Raw genomic sequence first — 17397 nt, 5'->3', positions numbered from 1 at the left:
TTCAAGCTGGAGCCAGCATGGTTCGCGAATCTGGACGTTGTTCGCATCCGGGCTGAATGCGTCCCACCGCATTCCTATGGACCGCCTTTGCAACCTGACAGGTCAGCAGCCCGTGCCGCGCCCCTTCGCGAGGCACGGATGGTCGACGAGCAGCGTGTCCGCGGCCGCGACGTGCACGGAGACGGGCGCGACCGCCAGGTCGAGCGTGCCGGGGATGGTCGTCCACGTCCCGCCGAATGTGAACTCGGCACGGAGCGAGACGGTGAGCCGCGCCGTGAAGTCGCCTGCGGCGGCGTACCGGTGGCCGGTGGGCGTCGCGCTGAACTCGCGGAGCCCGGATGCCGCCCAGCTCGTGCCCGCGGCGCCGGTGCGGCGCGTGACGCCGTCGCCGTAGTCCCAGTCGAACCCGACCGGCGTGAAGCGGACCTGCACCGGGCTGCCGAGCAGGGTGCCGGCCACGGTCTGCGCGCTCGCGGTGCCGTAGAAGTTGGCATCGGACCCGAGCACGGCCCACCCGTTCGGCTCCATCACGAGCCGGCCGGGCGTCGGCGCGAACGCGGCCACATCGCGGAGCGTGATGCCGGTCGCGGCGACGAATCCCGGGTCGTCGGGCCACGCGATGCACACCGTGTCGCGGGTGTTGAGCGGATTCGAGATCACCGGGCAGGTCACCCCGTCGACCGTGACGAAGGTCGTCGGCGGTGGGGTGACGGGAGCGGATCCCGATCGGTCGGCGGCTCCGCCGTTGGCGCCGCTATGACTTCGAGTCGCAGTGCCTGTCAATGTCGTCTGACTTGCACCGTTCTGCGCCTGGACCGAGCACAGCCCCATCAACACGCCCTGCGGGGAGCACTGACTTTCCACATGCACGGGTGCGGCGGCGAGGGCTAGGGCTACCGCTCCCGCAACTAGCAGAGATCCTGCGACCACGGTTCGTTCCGTTCAAGGAGAAGTCCTGTTTTGGCGGGGGCAAATGTCAGCTCGACCGACGCGTTCGTGGCTCGGTTAGTCGGAAGAGTCGAGTTCCCTGCTGCGTCCAAAATGTCGACCTGTGATACGTCGACGCAGGCGTACAGAACAACTGATTTCGAGTCGTGCGACTGGAGCACCACGTTCCGAAATGATGAAACGCCTGATTGATGGATTTGCTGCCTTGCTGAGTCCGTAGCGAGGTCGACATCCGACTTCAGCGCACTGCCGGTCTCGACCTCCCTCAGCGGTTCGGTATCTAGCCACCCGCCCTGCCCGACCTGATCCGACACCTCGAGGTACCGCTGGTAGGCAGCGGTCGCCGCCGCCAGAGCCTCCTCGTCCGTCGCGAACAGGGGTGTCGGCTTCGGCGTCGGGCTCCGGGTCGGGTCGGCCGGACCGGGCACGCAGCCCGCGAGCAGCAACGCGGCGACGGCGGCCCAGACGGCCGTGGACGCGCCGCGCCGCGCGCTCCGCACGCCCGCCTCCGCCCGCATGCTCCGACGGTAGAGCAGACGGCATCCGCGCGCGACGGATCATCCACAGGCCGCGCCGCGACGCCGACGAGCGCGCCGCGGGCGCCTCGCCGGGCCCTCGCCCGGCCCTCACCTGTCCCCACGTGTGGGGCGTCACACAGTGGACAGGGGGTTCCAGGGCGCCCCTAGGCTGGAGTGACCCGATCGGAGACGAGGGCCACATGACCGACGCCGACCTGCCGCGCGTGCTCGATGCCGCCGTCGACATCGTCGTGAACGACGGCTTCGCCAGCCTGTCGCTCGGCGCCCTCGCCGGACGGTCGCGCCTGGATCGGGACCGCGTGCTCGAGCTCGTCGGCGGCGTGGAGCACGCCGTCATCCTCATGCTCGAGCGCGAGCGCCGCGAGATCTCGCACATCGTGCTCGACAACGTGGAGCGCGATCCGCTCGGCGGTCTGCTGTCGCGCATCTACTACTACAACCTCTCGGCGGTGTACGAGCGCCCGCTCCACCGCGCGCTCTACCTGACCGACGGCCAGTCGCTGCGCGAGCTCGTCCGCAGCATCGACCGCTTCGAGCTCGCGCCGCAGATCCCGGTGCGCATCGACTTCGTGCAGCGCCTCATCGAGGTGGGGATGCTCCGCGCCGGGACGGATGCCGAGCTCGTCGCCGGCATGCTCGAGACGTTCTCCGCCGGCCTGGCGCTCACGTCGCCGCGCGACGACTACGACCTGGTGGTGAAGGCGATCGAGCTGACGATCGTCACGATGTTCGACGCCAGTCCGCGCGACACGACCGCCGGCAAGACGGCGTTCCGCTCGTTCGTCGCGCACGCCCCGAGCCTGACCGACCCCGGCGCGGCCTGACCGGCTACTCCGCGGGTACGACCCGGAAGCGCCGCAGCCCCAGCGAGGGGTTGATCTCGCGGACCGCGCTGACGCGGTCCACCGAGACCCAGGCGACGGCGACATCCGTCTGCTCGCCGATGGTGGCGAGCTCCACGCCCATCGGGTCGACGATCATGCTGTTGCCGGCGCCGATCGGCGGCGCGTGGTCGGGCGCGGCGACGTAGACGGTGTTCTCGATCGCCCGCGCGGTCACGAGCGTGCGCCAGTGCGCCTCCTTGAGCGGCCCGCGCACCCACTCGCTCGGCACGACGACGAGCTCGGCGCCGGCGTCCGCGAGCCGCCGCGTCACCTCGGGGAACCGCAGGTCGTAGCAGGTCTGGATGCCGACGCGCACGCCGGACTCCACGAACACCGCCGGCGCGTCGATGCGGCCCGGCACGATCCACTCGCTCTCCTTCGCGCCGAACGCGTCGTAGAGGTGCAGCTTGCGGTACACGGAGCGCACGAAGCCGTCCGGACCGACGGCGACGACCGTGTTCGCGATGCGGCCCTCGGCGCCGAGCGAGTCCTCGGGGCGCTCCGCCATGCCGGCGACCACCACGATGCCGAGCTCGGAGGCCATCCGCCCGAGCGCGGCGACGAACGGGCCGTCGACGGGCTCGGCCGCGGCCAGCCAGGCCGGCCCGAGCTGGGGCAGGAAGAACGACGAGTACTCCGGGAACACGACGAGCTTCGCGCCGCGCTCCGCCGCTCTCGCCGCGAGGCCCGACATGACGCGGAGGTTGTCCTCCGTGTCCGCTCCGGGTGCGAACTGGGCGACCGCGACGCCGAGGGGCACGGCTCCGGTCTGCATCCCGCCAGCGTAGTCAGCCCTGCTAGCCTGCCGACCACCACGATCGACCGGAGGAGGTGGGAACCCATGCCCGCAGCACCAGCTCAGGGTGCTCCCCCGCTGCCGTCGAGCGCGCGTCCGATCGCGACGCGCTGACGCATCAGCGCCGGGAGCGCCGCCAGCACTCGCGAGAGGCACTCCCATGAACGACACCCTCCACTCCTTCTCCTCGTCCTCGGTTCCGGCTCCACACCCGACACGGGCGCTGGTACTCGCCGGCGGCGGCGCGGCCGGCAACGCCTGGGAGCTCGGCGTCGTCGCCGGGCTCGCCGACGCCGGCCTCGACGTCACCGGCGCCGACCTCGTCGTGGGCACCTCGGCCGGCGCGACGGCCGCCGCGCAGCTCACGAGCGGCCGAGGTCCCGCTGCGCTCTTCGCGGACACGCAAGCGCAGCAGCCCGGTCCCGCCGCAGGACGCCCGACCGCTCCCGGAGGGCCGCGGCCGGCAGCCGCGCCCGCGCAGGACTACCTCGACTGGTCGGACGCGATCATCCGGTCGGCGACGGATGACGGCGACCTGCGCCGCCGGATGGGGGCCGCGACGCTCGCGCGGGAGGCTGCGGACGTCGCGGCCGGCAGTGCTGGCGACGGCGAGGCCTCGGCCCGCTGGCGCGCGGTCGTCGCGGCACGGCTGCCCGGCGCCCGGTGGCCCGCGCAGCGCGTGCTCATCACCGCCGTCGACGCCCGCACCGGCGAGCCGGTCGCGTTGGATTCCGCGAGCGGAATCGACCTGGTCGACGCGGTCGCCGCGAGCACCTCGCCCCTGACGCCCTACCGGATCGGCGCGGAGCGCTACCTCGACGGCGGCTTCCGGCGCAACGACAACGCCGATCTCGCCGCCGGCTGCAACCGCGTGCTCGTGCTGTCGCCCTTCGGCGGCCGCTCGCGGATGCCGGCCGCCTGGGGCATGGATCTCGCCACCCAGGTCGCCGAGCTGCGGGCGGGCGGCAGCGCGGTCGAGACCGTGTTCCCGGACGCCGCCGCGGGCGACGTGTTCAACGCCCGCGCCCTGGATCCCACGACGCGCGCCCGCGCCGCCCGTGCGGGCTTCGAGCAGGGGCGCTCGCTCGCGCCGTCGCTCGCCGGCTTCTGGCGCTGAGAGAGCCCCTACATCCGCGCTCGGAGCGCGTCGACCTCCGCACCAGGGGTGAAGGGGTCGAAGCCGTGCTCGGCGAGCCAGCGGATGTTGAGGAGGCTCCGCAGCGACCACCAGCCGCGGATCGCGTCCTCGTCGGCGGGGCCGTAGCCCTCGAGCAGCTCGGCCAGGCGGTCCTCGTGGCCGAGGGTGAGGGTGGCGAGGTCGAACGCCGGATCGCCGGCACCGGCCTCCGACCAGTCGATCACCCCGACGACGCGGTCGCGCTCCGTGAACACGTGCGTGATCTGCAGGTCGCCGTGGATGAACGCCGGCTCGAGGGGGCGGAACACCGCCTCCGCGACCTCCCGGTTGCGGGCGACGAGCTCGCGCGGGAGGACGCCGCCGTCGACCAGGGCGGCGCACTCGGCTTCGAGCTCGGCGCGGACGGCCGCGTCCGGCATCCGCGACGCTCGCTCGGGCAGCGGCGCGTCGTGCAGTGTGCGGACGACGGCGCCGACGGCGGCCCAGGCGGCGGGCGAGGCCGGCGAGGGCTCGCCGAGCCTGCCGAGGGCCGTCCCCGCGACCGCGGCGATCGCGACGACCGACGGCTGCCGCCAGAGGATGGGGGCGGTGGGGATCGGGGCGCGCGCCATCGCCGCGGCCTCCGCGTCGAGCCGAGCCGGATCGCCGTCGACCTTGAGGAAGACGTCGCCGACCCGGATCGTCGCCCGCTCGGCGTGCGCGACCACGACCTCGACGTCATCCACGGCCACCACTCTCCTGGACGCGCACGTCGCCCGCCAGTCGCGCTGCGGGCACACGGAGAAGGCCCCGGATCCAGTGGATCCGGGGCCTTCGACGTACTGCTGGAGTTGCGGGGACAGGATTTGAACCTGCGACCTCTGGGTTATGAGCCCAGCGAGCTACCGAACTGCTCCACCCCGCGGCACGAGAATCGACTCTAGCACGGGGCGGACCGGGCGGCGAATCGAGGCCGCCGCCCGGTCGTCCGGGTCAGCCCTGCGAGCCCTCCGCCGCGATCGCGCGCTCGATGGCGGCCTGCATCTGCTGGTCGGCCTGTGCCGCCGCGACGAGGTCACCGGAGGCGTAGGCCGCCTGCCGCTGCTGCAGCGCGGTCTGATAGTCCTTCAGCGCGGCGGTGACGGCGGCGTTGTCGCCGGTCGAGCCCGAGCCGGAGCCCGTGCCGGTCCCGGATCCGTCGCCGGAGCCGGAGCCGTCACCCGATCCGCTGCCGTCGCCCGGCACCGCGCCCGCGTCGCCGGCGTTCGCGCCCGAGTCGCCGCCGAACAGGGCGTCGAGCGCCTCGTCGAGGGTGTCCTTGAACGCGATGTCCGAGCCGAAGCTCACGAGCACCTTCTGCAGCAGCGGGTACGCCGTGCCCTTGTTCGACTGCACGTAGACCGGCTGCACGTACAGCAGGCCGCCGCCGACCGGGACGGTGAGCAGGTTGCCCTTCACCACCTCCGAGTCGCCGATCTTCAGCACGTTGAGGTCCTGCGAGACCGTCGGATCGGAGTCGAAGCTGTTCTGCACCTGGCCCGGGCCCGGCACGGTGGCGTCCTTCGGCAGCGTGAGCATCGTCAGCTTGCCGTAGTCCTCCCCTGCATCGGAGTTCGCCGTCAGGTACCCCTTGAGGATGTTCCGCTCCTTGTTCTGGGCGGACTGCGGGATGAACGTCGAGTACAGCGTGAACGCCGGCTTGTCGGTGCCGGGCGTCTGCATCGTCAGGTAGTACGGCGGCTGCTTCGTCGTCGAGCCCGACGTCGTCGGATCGGCGGGCGTGACCCAGCGGTCATCCCCCGAGAAGAACGTGTCGGCGTTCGTCACGTGGTAGCTGCCGAGGATGTCGCGCTGCATCTTGAACAGGTCGGACGGGTAGCGCACGTGGGCCAGCAGCTCCGCGCTCATCGCCGACTTCGGCTTGACCGTGCCCGGGAAGACCTTCTTCCACGTCTTCAGGATCGGGTCGGTCGAGTCCCACTCGTACAGCGTCACCTTGCCGCTGTAGGCGTCGACCGTGGCCTTCACCGAGTTGCGGATGTAGTTGATGTTGTCGAGCGAGTAGTTCGGGCTCGTCACGTTCGTGTCGGCCACGGCATCGCCGAGCTGCTCCACCTGCGAGTAGGGGTACTGGTCGGTGGTCGTATAGGCGTCGACGATCCAGACTATCCGCCCGTCGACGACTGCCGGGTAGGCGTCGTTGTCGGTCGTCAGCCACGGCGCGGCCTTCTCGACGCGCTTGATCGGGTCGCGGTCGTAGAGGATCTGCGAGTTCGTGCCGACGTCCTGCGACAGCAGCACCTCCTGCGACTGGAACTTCGTCGCGTAGACGAGCCGGTTGAACCAGTTGTCGAGCTTCGGTCCGCCGTTGCCGTCGTAGGTGGTGCGCTTCGTCGAGCTGCCGCTCTTGCCGCCCGCGGGATAGTCGATCTCGACGCCGGATCCGGCGCGCTGCTGGCCGACGATCGAGTACTTCGGCGAGTTCTCGCCGAAGTAGATGCGCGGCTCGTACTTGCCGAGCTCGCCGGAGACCGGGATGTTCGACTCCAGGAAGACGGGCTCGCCCTTGTCGTTGCGCTGGTTGCCGTACGCAGCCACGACGCCGTAGCCGTGCGTGTAGACGAGCGTGTCGTTGTACCAGCCGGGCGAGCTCTGGCCGCTCACGTCGACCTCGCGCACCGCGATGACGGTGTCCTGCGTGGCGCCGTCGATCGTGTACCGGTCGACGTCGAGGTGCTCGGGGAACGAGTAGTACTGCACCTGCTGCTGCAGCTGCGCGAACGTCTTCGAGACGATCGACGGGTCGAGGATGCGGAGGTTCGCGGTCGTCTCCGCGTCGGCGCGGAGCGCGCCCTGGTTCGCCGAGGTGGTGGCGTCGTACGGCACGGTCTGGATGTCGTCGACCCCGTACGCCTTCCTCGTCGCCTCGATGTTCCGCTCGATGTACGTGCGCTCCAGCGTCTGCTCGCTCGGCTCCACCGTCAGCTTCTGCACGATCGCCGGGTACAGCGTGCCGACGACCAGCGTCGAGACGATGAGCAGCGCGGTGCCGATGAGCGGGAAGCGCCAGCGGCCGACGAAGGCCGTGACGAGGAACAGGACCGCGACGATGAGCGCGATGCCGGCGAGGATCGCGCGGCCCGGGATGACGGCGGCGACGTCGGTGTAGGTCGCACCGGTGCCGACGTTCGCGTTGCTGCTGATGCCGCTCGGGTCGGTGAGCGTCGAGTACTGGTCGAACCAGATGCTCACGGCCTGCACGGCGAGGTACAGCGCGGCGATGATCGCGAGGTGCACGCGCGTCGGGCGGGTGATCCGCACCTCGCGGTTCACGATCCGCACGCCGCCGTAGAGGTACGTGGTGGCGAGCGTCGCGATGAGCGCGACGACGAGCACGGCCGACGCGTAGCCGAGGAGCCCGTGGTAGAAGGGCAGCTCGTAGATGTAGAACGACGCGTCGAGGTGGAACTGCGGGTCGGTCTGACCGAACGGCGTGCGGTTCACGAACTGCGCGACGGTCTGCCAGTGCATGGCCGTCGAGACGCCCATGAACAGGCCGAGCACGGCCGGCACGCCCCACATCGCGAGGCGGCGGAGCGGCTCGATGACCTGCTGGTAGCGGTCGAGCTGCGAGCTCAGCTTCGCCATCATCGGGCGGGCGCGGTAGGCGATCTCCACGGTGAGGAACACGGGGATGCCCATGCCGAGGAACCCGACGGCGAACATGCCGATCGCGGCCCACCACTGGGTCGTGAGCACCTCGAGGTAGCCGAGCTGACGGAACCAGAGCCAGTCGGTGTAGAGGTTCGAGAAGATGAAGAAGGCGATCACCAGCGCGGCGAGCACGACGACCGTGATGGCCACGGTCGTGCGGGTTCGGCTGCGCGGGGCGGCGGGGGATGCGGTGGTCACGCGGACGCTCCAAGCGGTCGGGGCATTCGGATCCTACTTTCCAGAGCAGGTGGCGAGCTTGGAGCGGCCGGAGCCGCTCGCGATGGCGTCGACGGTGTCGCGCGCCTGCTCGAGGGTGGAGACGGAGTAGACGGTCAGGCCGTCCGGGATGTGGCCGACGACCTCGTCGCAGTTGTCGGCGGGGGCGAGGAACCAGTCGGCCCCGGCGTCGCGGGCCCCGACCAGCTTCTGGCGGATGCCGCCGATGGCGCCCACCTCGCCGGCCGCGTCGATCGTGCCGGTGCCGGCGATGCGCTCGCCGCCGGTCATCGCGCCGGGGGTCAGCTTGTCGATGATGCCGAGGGCGAACATCATGCCCGCGCTCGGGCCGCCGACCTGGTCGAGGCGGATGTCGACCTTCACCGGGTAGTCGTAGGCGACCTCGGTCACGATGCCGATGAGCGGGCCGGTGGTGCCGTCACCGCGGTCGCCGGTCTTCGGCGTGATCTCGACCGTGCTGTCCGCACCGTCGCGGCGGATGCCGAACTCCAGCGCGCCGGTCGTGCCGTTGGCGGCGATGGCGGCGCGGAGCGCCGAGGCGCTGTCGAGCGCGGCGCCGTCGACCGTGAGGATCCGGTCGCCGGCCTCGAGCACGCCGGACGAGGCCGAGTCCTTCTGCACGCTCTGCACGGCGACCGAGCCCGGCACGTCGTAGCCGAGCTCGCGCTCGGCGGCGGCGATGGCCTCGCGCTGGCTGCTCGACATCTGGGCGGCGCTCTGCGCGTCCGACTCCTCGTCGCTGACGCCGACCGGGTACACGGCCTCGACCGGCACGATCGCCCGGGTGCGGTCGAACCAGGCGAGGGCGACGTCGATCCAGCTCAGCGGGCGCTCCCGCGAGCCGCGCACCGAGACGGTCAGCAGGTCGAGGGTGCCGGTCGTCGGATAGGTCTTCGCGTCGTCGATGTCGATGAGCGGCACCTTCTTCGAGCCCTCCGCGTTCGAGCTGCCGAGGGTGTCGTACACCGGGCCCGGCTCCTCGATCACGTACGGCGCGGGCAGCATCCCCACGATCACGGCGCCGGCGACGCCGGCAACGAGCAGGATCCAGCCCCAGGTCGTCGGTGCGATCCGGCGGCGGCGCGGCGGGGCCGCGTCGTCGAGACTGCTGGTCACGCGGGTCCTCTGTTCGCCAGGGGCGCACCTCGGTGCGCCCGGTTCCCCGGCTCGCGCTCGGGGGTGCGGGCTAGCGTAGTCGGCATGGCTGAGGACTCCCCGCGGGACGGCGGGAGCGGACGGGACGACGACGAGTTCCGCGACATGCTGCGCGACTTCCTCGCCGGCAACTCCGACATCGACCCCGCGAAGCTGGCCGGCGCCGCCGGACTGCCGAACGATCCGGAGCTCGTGGCGAGGCTGATCGGCCAGCTGCAGCAGGCGCTGGCGAACTCCGGCGACACCATCGACTGGTCGATCGCCGGCGAGCAGGCCACCCAGCTCGCCACGCGCAGCTCGGTGCCCTCGACGCCGGGCGAGCGCTCGTCGCTCGAGCAGGCGCTCCACGTCGCGTCGCTCTGGCTCGACGAGGCCACCGAGATCTCGTCGCTCACGACCGAGCCGCGGCTGCTGAGCCGCACCGAGTGGGCGACGCTCACCATGCCGGTGTGGACGCAGCTCGCCGAGCCCGTGGCGGGCTCCATCGCCGACGCCATGAGCACCGTGCTCGAGGACAGCCGCGAGGACCTCGAGCAGGAGGGGCTCGCCGGCATGATCGCCGGCGCCGGCCGCGTCATGCGCAACGTCGGCGGCACCCTGTTCGCCATGCAGCTCGGGCAGGTGGTCGGCCAGCTCTCCGCCGAGGTGGTCTCCGGCGGCGACGTCGGCATCCCGCTGCTCGACGGCACCACGACGCAGGCTGCACTGGTGACGCAGAACGTGCACGACTTCGGCCAGGGGCTCGACGTGCCGGACGACCAGGTGGCGCTCTACCTCGCGGTGCGCGAGCTCGCCCACGCGCGGCTGTTCCGCCACGCGCGCTGGCTGCGGCTGCACCTGCTCACCCAGATCGCCGAGTTCTCGCGCGGCGTGCGGATCGACACCGAGCGCCTGCAGGAGCTCGCCGCCGACTTCGACCCGTCGAACCCGGAGGGGCTGCGCACCGCGCTGACCTCGGGCGCGCTCATCCCGCCGAAGAGCCCGGAGCAGGAGGCCGCCCTCGGCCGACTGGAGACGATGCTCGCGCTCATCGAGGGCTGGGTCGACACGGTGACCGCGCAGGCCACCTCGCGACTCCCCCGCGCCGACGCGATCGCCGAGAGCGTCCGACGACGCCGCGCCTCCGGCGGCCCCGCCGAATCCGCGTTCTCGACCCTGGTGGGCCTGGAGCTGCGGCCGCGCCGCCTCCGGGAGGCCGCCGCCATGTGGCAGGCCGTCACCGACGCCGTCGGACCCGCGGGCCGCGACGCCCTGTGGGCGCACCCGGACGTCGTGCCGGGCAGCGCGGACGTGGACGACCCGTCGTTCCTGCTCACCCGCCTCACCGGCGGCCTCGACGAGTCGGACGAGGTGGACCGCGCGCTCGAGGAGCTGCTCGGCGACGACTCCGGCGAGCGCCCCGACGGCCAGGACCCGCAGCGCGGCTGACGCGCACCGCGGCCGCCGCTGTGGACAGCGCGCCCGCGCCGGGCGGCGCCGCGGCATCCTGACGGCATGGTGCTGCGCCTCGATCCGGCCGTGCCGCTGGTGTGGCGCACCCCCGACTCCCTGCAGCTCGGCGTGGAGCGCGAGCCGCTGATCCTCGACCGCGTCGGCCGCGCCGAGGAGCTCGTGCTGGAGGCGCTCCGCGGCGGCGCTCCCCGCCCGGCGCTCGAGGTCGTCGCCGGACTCGGCGGTGCCGCGGACGCCGTCGCGGCGCGCGGCACCGTCGACCGGCTGCTGGCGCGGCTCGCACCGGCGATCCGGGAGACGGCGGACCCGGCGCCCGTCCGGGCGGGCTGCCTCGTGCTCGGTGCCGGTCCGCTCGCCGGACGGATCGCGGGCCTGCTCGCCGGTGTCGGCGCGGCACCCGACACCGGACCGCTCGGCGCCGTCGTGCTCGTCGCCGACTGGGTGCTGCCGCCCGGGGCCGCCGTGGAGTGGATGAGCCGGGACATCCCGCACCTGCCGGTCGTCGCGGCGGACGGCGTGGTGCTCGTCGGCCCGCTCATCCGGCCCGGCGAGACGGCGTGCCTGTACTGCCTGCACCGCGCCCGGGCGGACGCGGACGCGGCCTGGCCCTCGATCGCCGCGCAGCTGCTCGCGCGGCCCGCGCCCGAGCTGCCGGTGCTCGCCGCGTCCGAGGCGGCGGCGCTGGCGACCCGTGCCGCGCTGTCATCGCTCGCCGGCGCGGGCCCGCACGATCAGCTCGTGCTCGACGCCCTCACCGGCGAGGTGGTCGCGCGGCCGGTCGCCCCGCATCCGGCGTGCGCGTGCGGAGCTCATCCAGGAAGCGGCTGGGCTCGCGCCGCCGCCCCGCCCCGGCCGGCGACGCGCCGTAGCGCTCCGCCCAGCTCAGGGCCAGTCGCCGCCGCGCACGCGTGATGCCGACGTAGAGCAGCCGCCGCTCCTCCGCGATCTCGTCGAAGGTCTTCGCGTACGACACCGGGAGCAGCCCCTCGGCGAGCCCGACGATGTGCACGCTGTCCCACTCCAGGCCCTTGGCCGCGTGCAGGGTGCCGATCGTCACGGCGGCGACCGCGGGCTCGTGCTGGGCGGTGCGGCGATCCTCGAGCTCGGCCGCGAACCGCTTCAGGGTCGTGCCCTCCGGCGCGGCGTCGGCGAGCTCGACGAGCGCGGTCAGCAGCTCCCACTTCTCGCGCTCCGCCGGTCCGCCGGCCGGGGCCGAGCTCGTCCAGCCCATCGAGTGCAGCACGTCGCTGACCCGCTGGAACAGCGGCGCCGGCGACGGCGTGTTCGCCACGCTGCCGAGGAGCAGCAGCGCCTGCTGCACGGCCGGGTGGTCGAAGAAGCGCGCGCCCGCGAGGGGCCGCGTCGGCACGCCGCGCGCCGCGAGCGCCTGCTCCAGCGCCGGCACCTGCGCGTTCACGCGGACGAGCACCGCGATCCGCTCGGGGCGGAGGCCGGACGCGACCTCGGCGGCGACGGACGCGGCGACCGCCTCCGCCTCGTCGGCATCCGAGCCGTGGGCCGCGATGTCCGGTGCGACCTCGTCGGCCGGCGCCCCGGAGGCCCGATGCAGCTCGAGCGCGCCCGCGCGGTCGCGCATGAGGCGGTTCGCCGCGTCGAGGATCGGCTGCGCCGAGCGGTGGTTCTGCTCGAGCCGCACCACGACCGCGTCGTCGTAGCGCGAGCCGAAGCCGAGCAGGTAGTCGGCGGACGCGCCGGCGAAGGAGTAGATCGTCTGGCTCGCGTCGCCGACCACGCAGAGGTCGGTGCGGCGGCCGAGCCACAGGTCGAGCAGCTGCTGCTGCAGCGGTGAGACGTCCTGGTACTCGTCGACGACGAAGAACCGGTAGCGCTCGCGCACCTCGTCCGCGACGGACGGCTCCGCCTCGAGCATGCCGGCGGTGGCGAGCAGCACGTCCTCGAAGTCGATGCGCCGCCGCTCGTCCTTCACCCGCTCGTAGCCGGCCTGCAGCTCGAGCATCGCCTCGACCCCGAGCCCCGCCGGCAGGTCGCGGCTGCGCGCCGCCCGCTCGTAGGCGGCCGGCGTGAGGCGCGACACCTTGCGCCACTCGATCTCGCCGGCGACGTCGCGGAGCGCGGCCGTGTCGAGCCGGAGCTTCAGGCGGTCGGCCGCCTCGCCGACCGCGGACGCCTTGGCCGGCATCACCCGCGGCGCCGGGCCGCCGACGACGGTCGGCCAGAAGTAGCCGAGCTGCGAGAGCGCGGCGGCGTGGAAGGTGCGGGCCTGCACCCCGGTCGCGCCGAGCCCGCGCAGCCGGGTCCGCAGCTCGCCGGCCGCGCGGGCCGTGAAGGTCAGCGCGAGCACGCGCTCCGGCGTGTACGCGCCGGTCGCGACGCCGTACGCGATGCGATGCGTGATCGCCCGGGTCTTGCCGGTGCCCGCGCCGGCGAGGATGCAGACCGGGCCGAGCAGCGAGGTCGCCGCCGTGCGCTGGCCGTCGTCGAGGCCGTCGAGCAGCCGCTCGGGGGCCGACGGATCGACCGGATCCGTCTCGTGCTCCCCTGCCGGGTCGCTCACCGCCGCCTCACCAGGTGTCGGCGCCCAGGTCGCCGCCGTGCCACTGCTCGATGATCGCGCGGGCGATCGACGAGCTGCCCGGCAGCTTGATCGCTCCGGAGGCCGCGGCCTCGGTCAGCTCGTCGCGCTCGAACCAGCGCAGCTCGAGGATCTCCTCGCCGTCTGGCCGGGGCTCCGAGCTCGTGCCCTCGGCGACGCGCGCGGTGAAGCCGAGCATGAGCGACGCGGGGAACGGCCAGGGCTGGCTGCCGAGGTACACCGGGTCGTCGACGGTGATGCCCGACTCCTCGAACACCTCCCGGCGCACGGCCTGCTCGAGCGACTCCCCCGGCTCGACGAATCCGGCGAGCACCGAGAAGCGGCCGCCCGGCCAGAGCGCGTTCGAGCCGAGCAGCATCCGGTCGCGGTCGTCGGTGATGCCGACGATAATCGCGGCGTCGGTGCGCGGGTAGAACTCCTTCTTCGTCTCCGGGTCGACGCGGATCCAGCCGGAGAGTCCGATGTCGGTGGCGCGGCCGGTGCTCGGCGCGAAGCCGGCGACGGCGTGCCAGTTCGCGAGCCCGAGGGCCTCCGTGTAGATGCCGGCGTCGCGCTCGCTCAGCGTCGCGCCGATGCGCCGCAGCTCGCCCCACTCCCGGTCGGGGGCGGCGGCGACGACGGCGGCCGCGTCGTCGCCCACCACGGCCGCGAGCACCGGCGCGCCGAGCGGGGCGTCCGGCGCGGCCTCGGTGGTGCGGCCGAGGTAGAGCACGAGCTCGGCGGCGGGCACCTCGTCCGGGGCGAGCAGCGCGATCCGCTCGCCGTCGAGCAGCATCCGCGCATCGTGCAGCACGACCATGCGGGCGTGCTCCTCGGCGCGGAGCACCTCGACGCCGGCGGCGCGGGAGAGCCCGTCGCGATCGAGTCCGGCACGGGACAGCGGAAGGCGCGAGGCGAAGGAGCGGGACATCGGAGCCGATCGGGAGTGGGCGGAAGGGCGTGGCGCAGAGCCGTCGGGGACCACTCGCGACCTACCCTGTCGGCATGGCCAGGTCCCCGCTCACTCTAGCCGCGCTCGCCACCTCGGCCGTGCCCGGGCTCGACGTCATCGGCGTCGCCCCGCTGCGCGGCAGCGCCTTCGACTCGGCGCTGCTCGCGGGCGCCGACCGCCACGACTGGGTCATCCGAGTGCCACGCAGCCCCGAGGCGGAGGCCCGGCAGTCCGCCGAGCTGCTCGCCCTCGGCGCGCTCACCGGCGGCATCCGCTCGCGCCTCCCGTTCGCGATCGCGAGCTGCGCCGGTCAGGCGGCCGTCGACGGCACGCGCGCGGTCGTCACCGAGCACCTGCCCGGATCCGAGACCCCGCTCTCCCGGATGTCACCCGCCCTCGCCGCCGCGGTCGGCACCGCCATCGCCGCCGTCCACGAGCTGCCGACGAGCTGCGTCACGGAGGTCGGGCTGCCCTCCCTCGGGCCGGTGCACGCGCACCAGACCTCGCAGACGGTCGTCGAGCGCTCCGTCAGGACCGGGCTGCTGCCCGCCGCCCTCGCCGAGCGCTGGCAGGCCGCGCTGGCCGACGACCAGCTCTGGCAGTTCCAGCCGACCGTCGTGCACGGCGCGCTGTCGACGGAGGCCGTGCTCACCGACGGCGACGCGGTCACCGCCCTGCTGCACTGGCACGAGCTCCGCGTGGCCGACCCGGCGCGCGACCTGGCGTGGCTCTTCGCGGGCCGCCGCAGCGACATCGCGGGCGACGCGCTGTCGGGCTACCTCCACGCCCGGCCCGCCGCCGACCGGCGGCTCGCGCAGCGCGCGACCCTCTACTCCGAGCTCGAGCTCGCCAAGTGGCTGCTGCACGGCTCCGAGACGCGGCAGACCGCCGTCGTCGACGACGCCGTCGAGATGCTGCACGGCCTGGTCGACGACGTGCAGAGCGACCTCATGAACTCGATCGGCCCGGCGACCGCGCCGATCCTCGCCGTGCACGACGTCGAGGCGCTGCTCGACCGCGTCGAGAAGGTCGGCTGACCCCGCCGCTCGCGGTCGTCCGCTCGGCGGACCCGGATCGTCCTGTGCGCTGACGCCCGCGTCGCGCCGGTCGGGTCGGATGAGAGCATGCGATCCACTCCCCTCCCCCGTCCCCGCCGTTCCGGCCAGGTCCGCGCGCTCGCGGTCTCCGCAGCGGCGTCCGCCCTGCTCGCCGTCACCCTGACCGGCTGCGTCCAGCTGCCCGCGAACCTCTCGACGGGCCGCGCCGACCTCCGCTGGGACGACCAGCCCGCCGTCGCCGACTCGGAGGAGGGCTACCGCGTGCCGAACCTGGTCCCCGACGACGCGACCGACATCCGCCTGCGCTACGACCTCAGCACCGCGACCGGCGCCTGGTTCCGCTTCGACTCCGACGCGGGCGTGACGGCGGACTACTGCTCGCCCTCCGAGCTCGGGGGCGATGGCGCGTCGGATGCGACCTGGTGGCCTGCCGACGTGCCTGCCGACGGGCTGGCGTGCGGCAACTGGAAGGCGTTCGAGGCCGACGGTGCCTGGTACGCGTGGGACGACCGCTGAGCGCGCCGCCCGTCCGGCCTGCCTGGGCCGCCTCCGGTCGTGCGACGTCCTGAAGCGGCCCCGCCGCCCGCGCGGATCCGGCGCGCGGGGGCGGGACCGCCGGTCTCAGGCCGCGGCGCGGGTCACGATCCGCACGCCCCGGCGCGGCGACAGCCGCACGCGCAGCTGATGCCGGTGCGCGAGCACGGCGGCGCCGACGAGCCCGGCGAGGCACGGCACCCCGCCGGCGATGAGGAAGGCGACCTGGCCGCCGAAGGCCTCCGCGATGCCGCCGACGATCACGCCGCCGAGCGCCTGCCCGCCGGTGATCGTCATGAGGTAGAACGACATGACCCGGCCGCGGATGGTCAGGTTCGTGGAGAGCTGGGTCATCGACTCCGCCGCGGTGGCGAAGGTCAGGCGGGTGATGCCGATGCCGACCAGGGCCCCGAGGAAGAGCGGGTAGATCGGCGCGATGCCCGCGAACATCGTGATCGCGCCGTAGCCGATCGTGGCGAAGACGATGACGCGGAGGCGCAGCGTGCGCCGGCGCGTGGACAGGATCGCACCGATGAACGCGCCGCACGCCGCGAGCGAGCTGTACAGGCCGTAGCCGGCCGCGCCGGTGCCGTACGTGCCGTTCGCCGAGGCGGTGAACAGCACCGGCAGGTTCATCCCGAACACGGCGACCGCGGCGAGCATCGTCAGCGGCCAGATGATCGTCGGCTTGCGGCGCACGTACGCGAGCGCCTCCCGGATCTGGCCGCGCCGGGCGGCCGGACGGGGCACCCGCACCAGCTCCCGGCGCCGCATGAGCAGCAGCGCGACGACGGCGATCGCGCTCGTGGAGGCGTTGATGGCGACCGACCAGCCGGAGCCGACGACCACGATGAGCGCGCCGCTGATCGCGGGGCCGATGAGGCCGGAGAAGTGGAAGATCGTGGCGTTGAGGCTGATCGCGCTGCGCAGCCGGTGCGTGCCCACCATCTCCGAGACGAACGCCGAGCGGCTGGGTCCGTCGATCGCCATCGAGACGCCCGTCGTGAGCGCCACGGCGAAGACGTGCCAGACCTGCACGACGCCCGTCAGCACGAGCACGGCCAGCACGGCGTTCGCGACGGTGCCCCACGACTGGCAGAACAGCAGGGTGCGGTGCCGGCGGAAGCGGTCGGAGATCACACCCGCCCAGGGGCCGAGGAACAGGGTCGGCGCGAACTGGAGGGTGACCGCCAGCCCGACGAGCGCGACGTTGCCGGTGAGCTCGAGCACGAGCCAGTCGATCGCGATGCGCGCCATCCAGCCGCCGACGTTGGCGAACAGCATCGAGGCGATGTAGAGCCGGTAGTTGTAGGCGCGCAGCGCGCCGAAGGTGTCGCTCCAGCGGGGCCGCCGGCTCAGCACCGGGATGGGCTCGGTGACCGTCCCGAACTCCGGGGACTGGGTGGGGATCTGCATCGTCGCGGTCACGTCCACCGAGCCTACGGACGCCCTCAGCA

14 protein-coding genes, 1 tRNA gene and 1 pseudogene are annotated in these 17397 nt (G+C 73.2%); 6 read left to right on the top strand and 10 right to left on the bottom strand.

The genetic code is table 11. The annotated features are described in order from the left end of the window. Positions 1–102: 102 nt before the first annotated feature. Both AC1RSJ_RS12260 and AC1RSJ_RS12255 read right to left on the bottom strand, forming a co-directional pair. Positions 103–672, bottom strand: a complete 570-nt coding sequence (locus AC1RSJ_RS12260) for a PKD domain-containing protein (protein WP_493118670.1) — start codon at positions 670–672, stop codon at positions 103–105. 236 nt (positions 673–908) lie between these two features. Further along, positions 909–1466, bottom strand: a complete 558-nt coding sequence (locus tag AC1RSJ_RS12255) for a hypothetical protein (RefSeq protein ID WP_493118669.1) — start codon at positions 1464–1466, stop codon at positions 909–911. A gap of 200 nt (positions 1467–1666) precedes the next feature. Here AC1RSJ_RS12255 and AC1RSJ_RS12250 point away from each other — a divergent pair, with 200 nt between their 5' ends. After that, the gene (locus AC1RSJ_RS12250) at positions 1667–2311 is read left to right on the top strand and encodes a TetR/AcrR family transcriptional regulator (protein WP_493118668.1); all 645 of its coding nucleotides are present in this window, start codon (positions 1667–1669) and stop codon (positions 2309–2311) included. A 4-nt stretch (positions 2312–2315) separates the two neighbouring features. Here AC1RSJ_RS12250 and AC1RSJ_RS12245 read toward each other — a convergent pair whose 3' ends face one another. After that, the gene (locus tag AC1RSJ_RS12245) at positions 2316–3146 is read right to left on the bottom strand and encodes a carbon-nitrogen hydrolase family protein (protein WP_493118667.1); all 831 of its coding nucleotides are present in this window, start codon (positions 3144–3146) and stop codon (positions 2316–2318) included. 181 nt (positions 3147–3327) lie between these two features. On the opposite strand from AC1RSJ_RS12245, the gene AC1RSJ_RS12240 reads away from it, so the two are divergent. Continuing rightward, on the top strand, positions 3328–4284 hold the full coding sequence (locus tag AC1RSJ_RS12240) for a patatin-like phospholipase family protein (protein ID WP_493118666.1): 957 nt from the start codon (positions 3328–3330) through the stop codon (positions 4282–4284). Between the two features lie 8 nt (positions 4285–4292). On the opposite strand, the gene AC1RSJ_RS12235 is transcribed toward AC1RSJ_RS12240, so the two are convergent. From AC1RSJ_RS12235 to AC1RSJ_RS12220, 4 genes are all read right to left on the bottom strand, one after another. Further along, positions 4293–5030: a phosphotransferase family protein gene (locus AC1RSJ_RS12235; RefSeq protein ID WP_493118665.1), complete on the bottom strand. Its 738-nt coding sequence runs from the start codon at positions 5028–5030 to the stop codon at positions 4293–4295. 105 nt (positions 5031–5135) lie between these two features. Beyond that, a tRNA-Met gene (locus AC1RSJ_RS12230) sits at positions 5136–5209 on the bottom strand. 68 nt (positions 5210–5277) lie between these two features. Further along, positions 5278–8196 carry a UPF0182 family membrane protein gene (locus AC1RSJ_RS12225; RefSeq protein WP_493118664.1) on the bottom strand — a complete coding sequence of 973 codons (2919 nt, stop codon included), beginning with the start codon at positions 8194–8196 and terminating at the stop codon, positions 5278–5280. A 33-nt stretch (positions 8197–8229) separates the two neighbouring features. Then, entirely contained in the window at positions 8230–9351 is a 1122-nt protein-coding gene (locus tag AC1RSJ_RS12220; RefSeq protein ID WP_493118663.1) for a YlbL family protein, read from the bottom strand. A gap of 84 nt (positions 9352–9435) precedes the next feature. Here AC1RSJ_RS12220 and AC1RSJ_RS12215 point away from each other — a divergent pair, with 84 nt between their 5' ends. Next, positions 9436–10818 (top strand): zinc-dependent metalloprotease, encoded by a 1383-nt coding sequence (locus AC1RSJ_RS12215; protein WP_493118662.1) that lies wholly within the window; start codon positions 9436–9438, stop codon positions 10816–10818. A 66-nt stretch (positions 10819–10884) separates the two neighbouring features. After that, a pseudogene (locus AC1RSJ_RS12210) lies at positions 10885–11652 on the top strand (TOMM precursor leader peptide-binding protein); the annotation flags it as partial. Here the strand turns inward: AC1RSJ_RS12210 and AC1RSJ_RS12205 are convergent. Continuing rightward, positions 11594–13378: an ATP-dependent helicase gene (locus AC1RSJ_RS12205; RefSeq protein WP_493118661.1), complete on the bottom strand. Its 1785-nt coding sequence runs from the start codon at positions 13376–13378 to the stop codon at positions 11594–11596. The pseudogene AC1RSJ_RS12210 and the gene AC1RSJ_RS12205 overlap by 59 nt on opposite strands. Positions 13379–13385: 7 nt before the next feature. Continuing rightward, a complete protein-coding gene (nudC, locus tag AC1RSJ_RS12200) occupies positions 13386–14327 on the bottom strand; it encodes an NAD(+) diphosphatase (protein ID WP_493118660.1) in 942 nt (313 codons plus the stop codon). A gap of 74 nt (positions 14328–14401) precedes the next feature. On the opposite strand from nudC, the gene AC1RSJ_RS12195 reads away from it, so the two are divergent. Beyond that, positions 14402–15385 (top strand): phosphotransferase, encoded by a 984-nt coding sequence (locus AC1RSJ_RS12195; RefSeq protein ID WP_493118659.1) that lies wholly within the window; start codon positions 14402–14404, stop codon positions 15383–15385. An 87-nt stretch (positions 15386–15472) separates the two neighbouring features. Next, complete coding sequence (locus AC1RSJ_RS12190; protein WP_493118658.1) at positions 15473–15922, top strand: hypothetical protein; 450 nt, start codon at positions 15473–15475, stop codon at positions 15920–15922. A 105-nt stretch (positions 15923–16027) separates the two neighbouring features. Here AC1RSJ_RS12190 and AC1RSJ_RS12185 read toward each other — a convergent pair whose 3' ends face one another. Then, entirely contained in the window at positions 16028–17368 is a 1341-nt protein-coding gene (locus AC1RSJ_RS12185; protein ID WP_493118657.1) for an MFS transporter, read from the bottom strand. Positions 17369–17397 lie beyond the last annotated feature (29 nt).

This window comes from Schumannella sp. GW821-FHT10F01 (assembly GCF_058809295.1).
The sequence above is the reverse complement of the archived record's forward strand: the minus strand, read 5'-3'. Positions and strand labels throughout refer to the sequence as shown.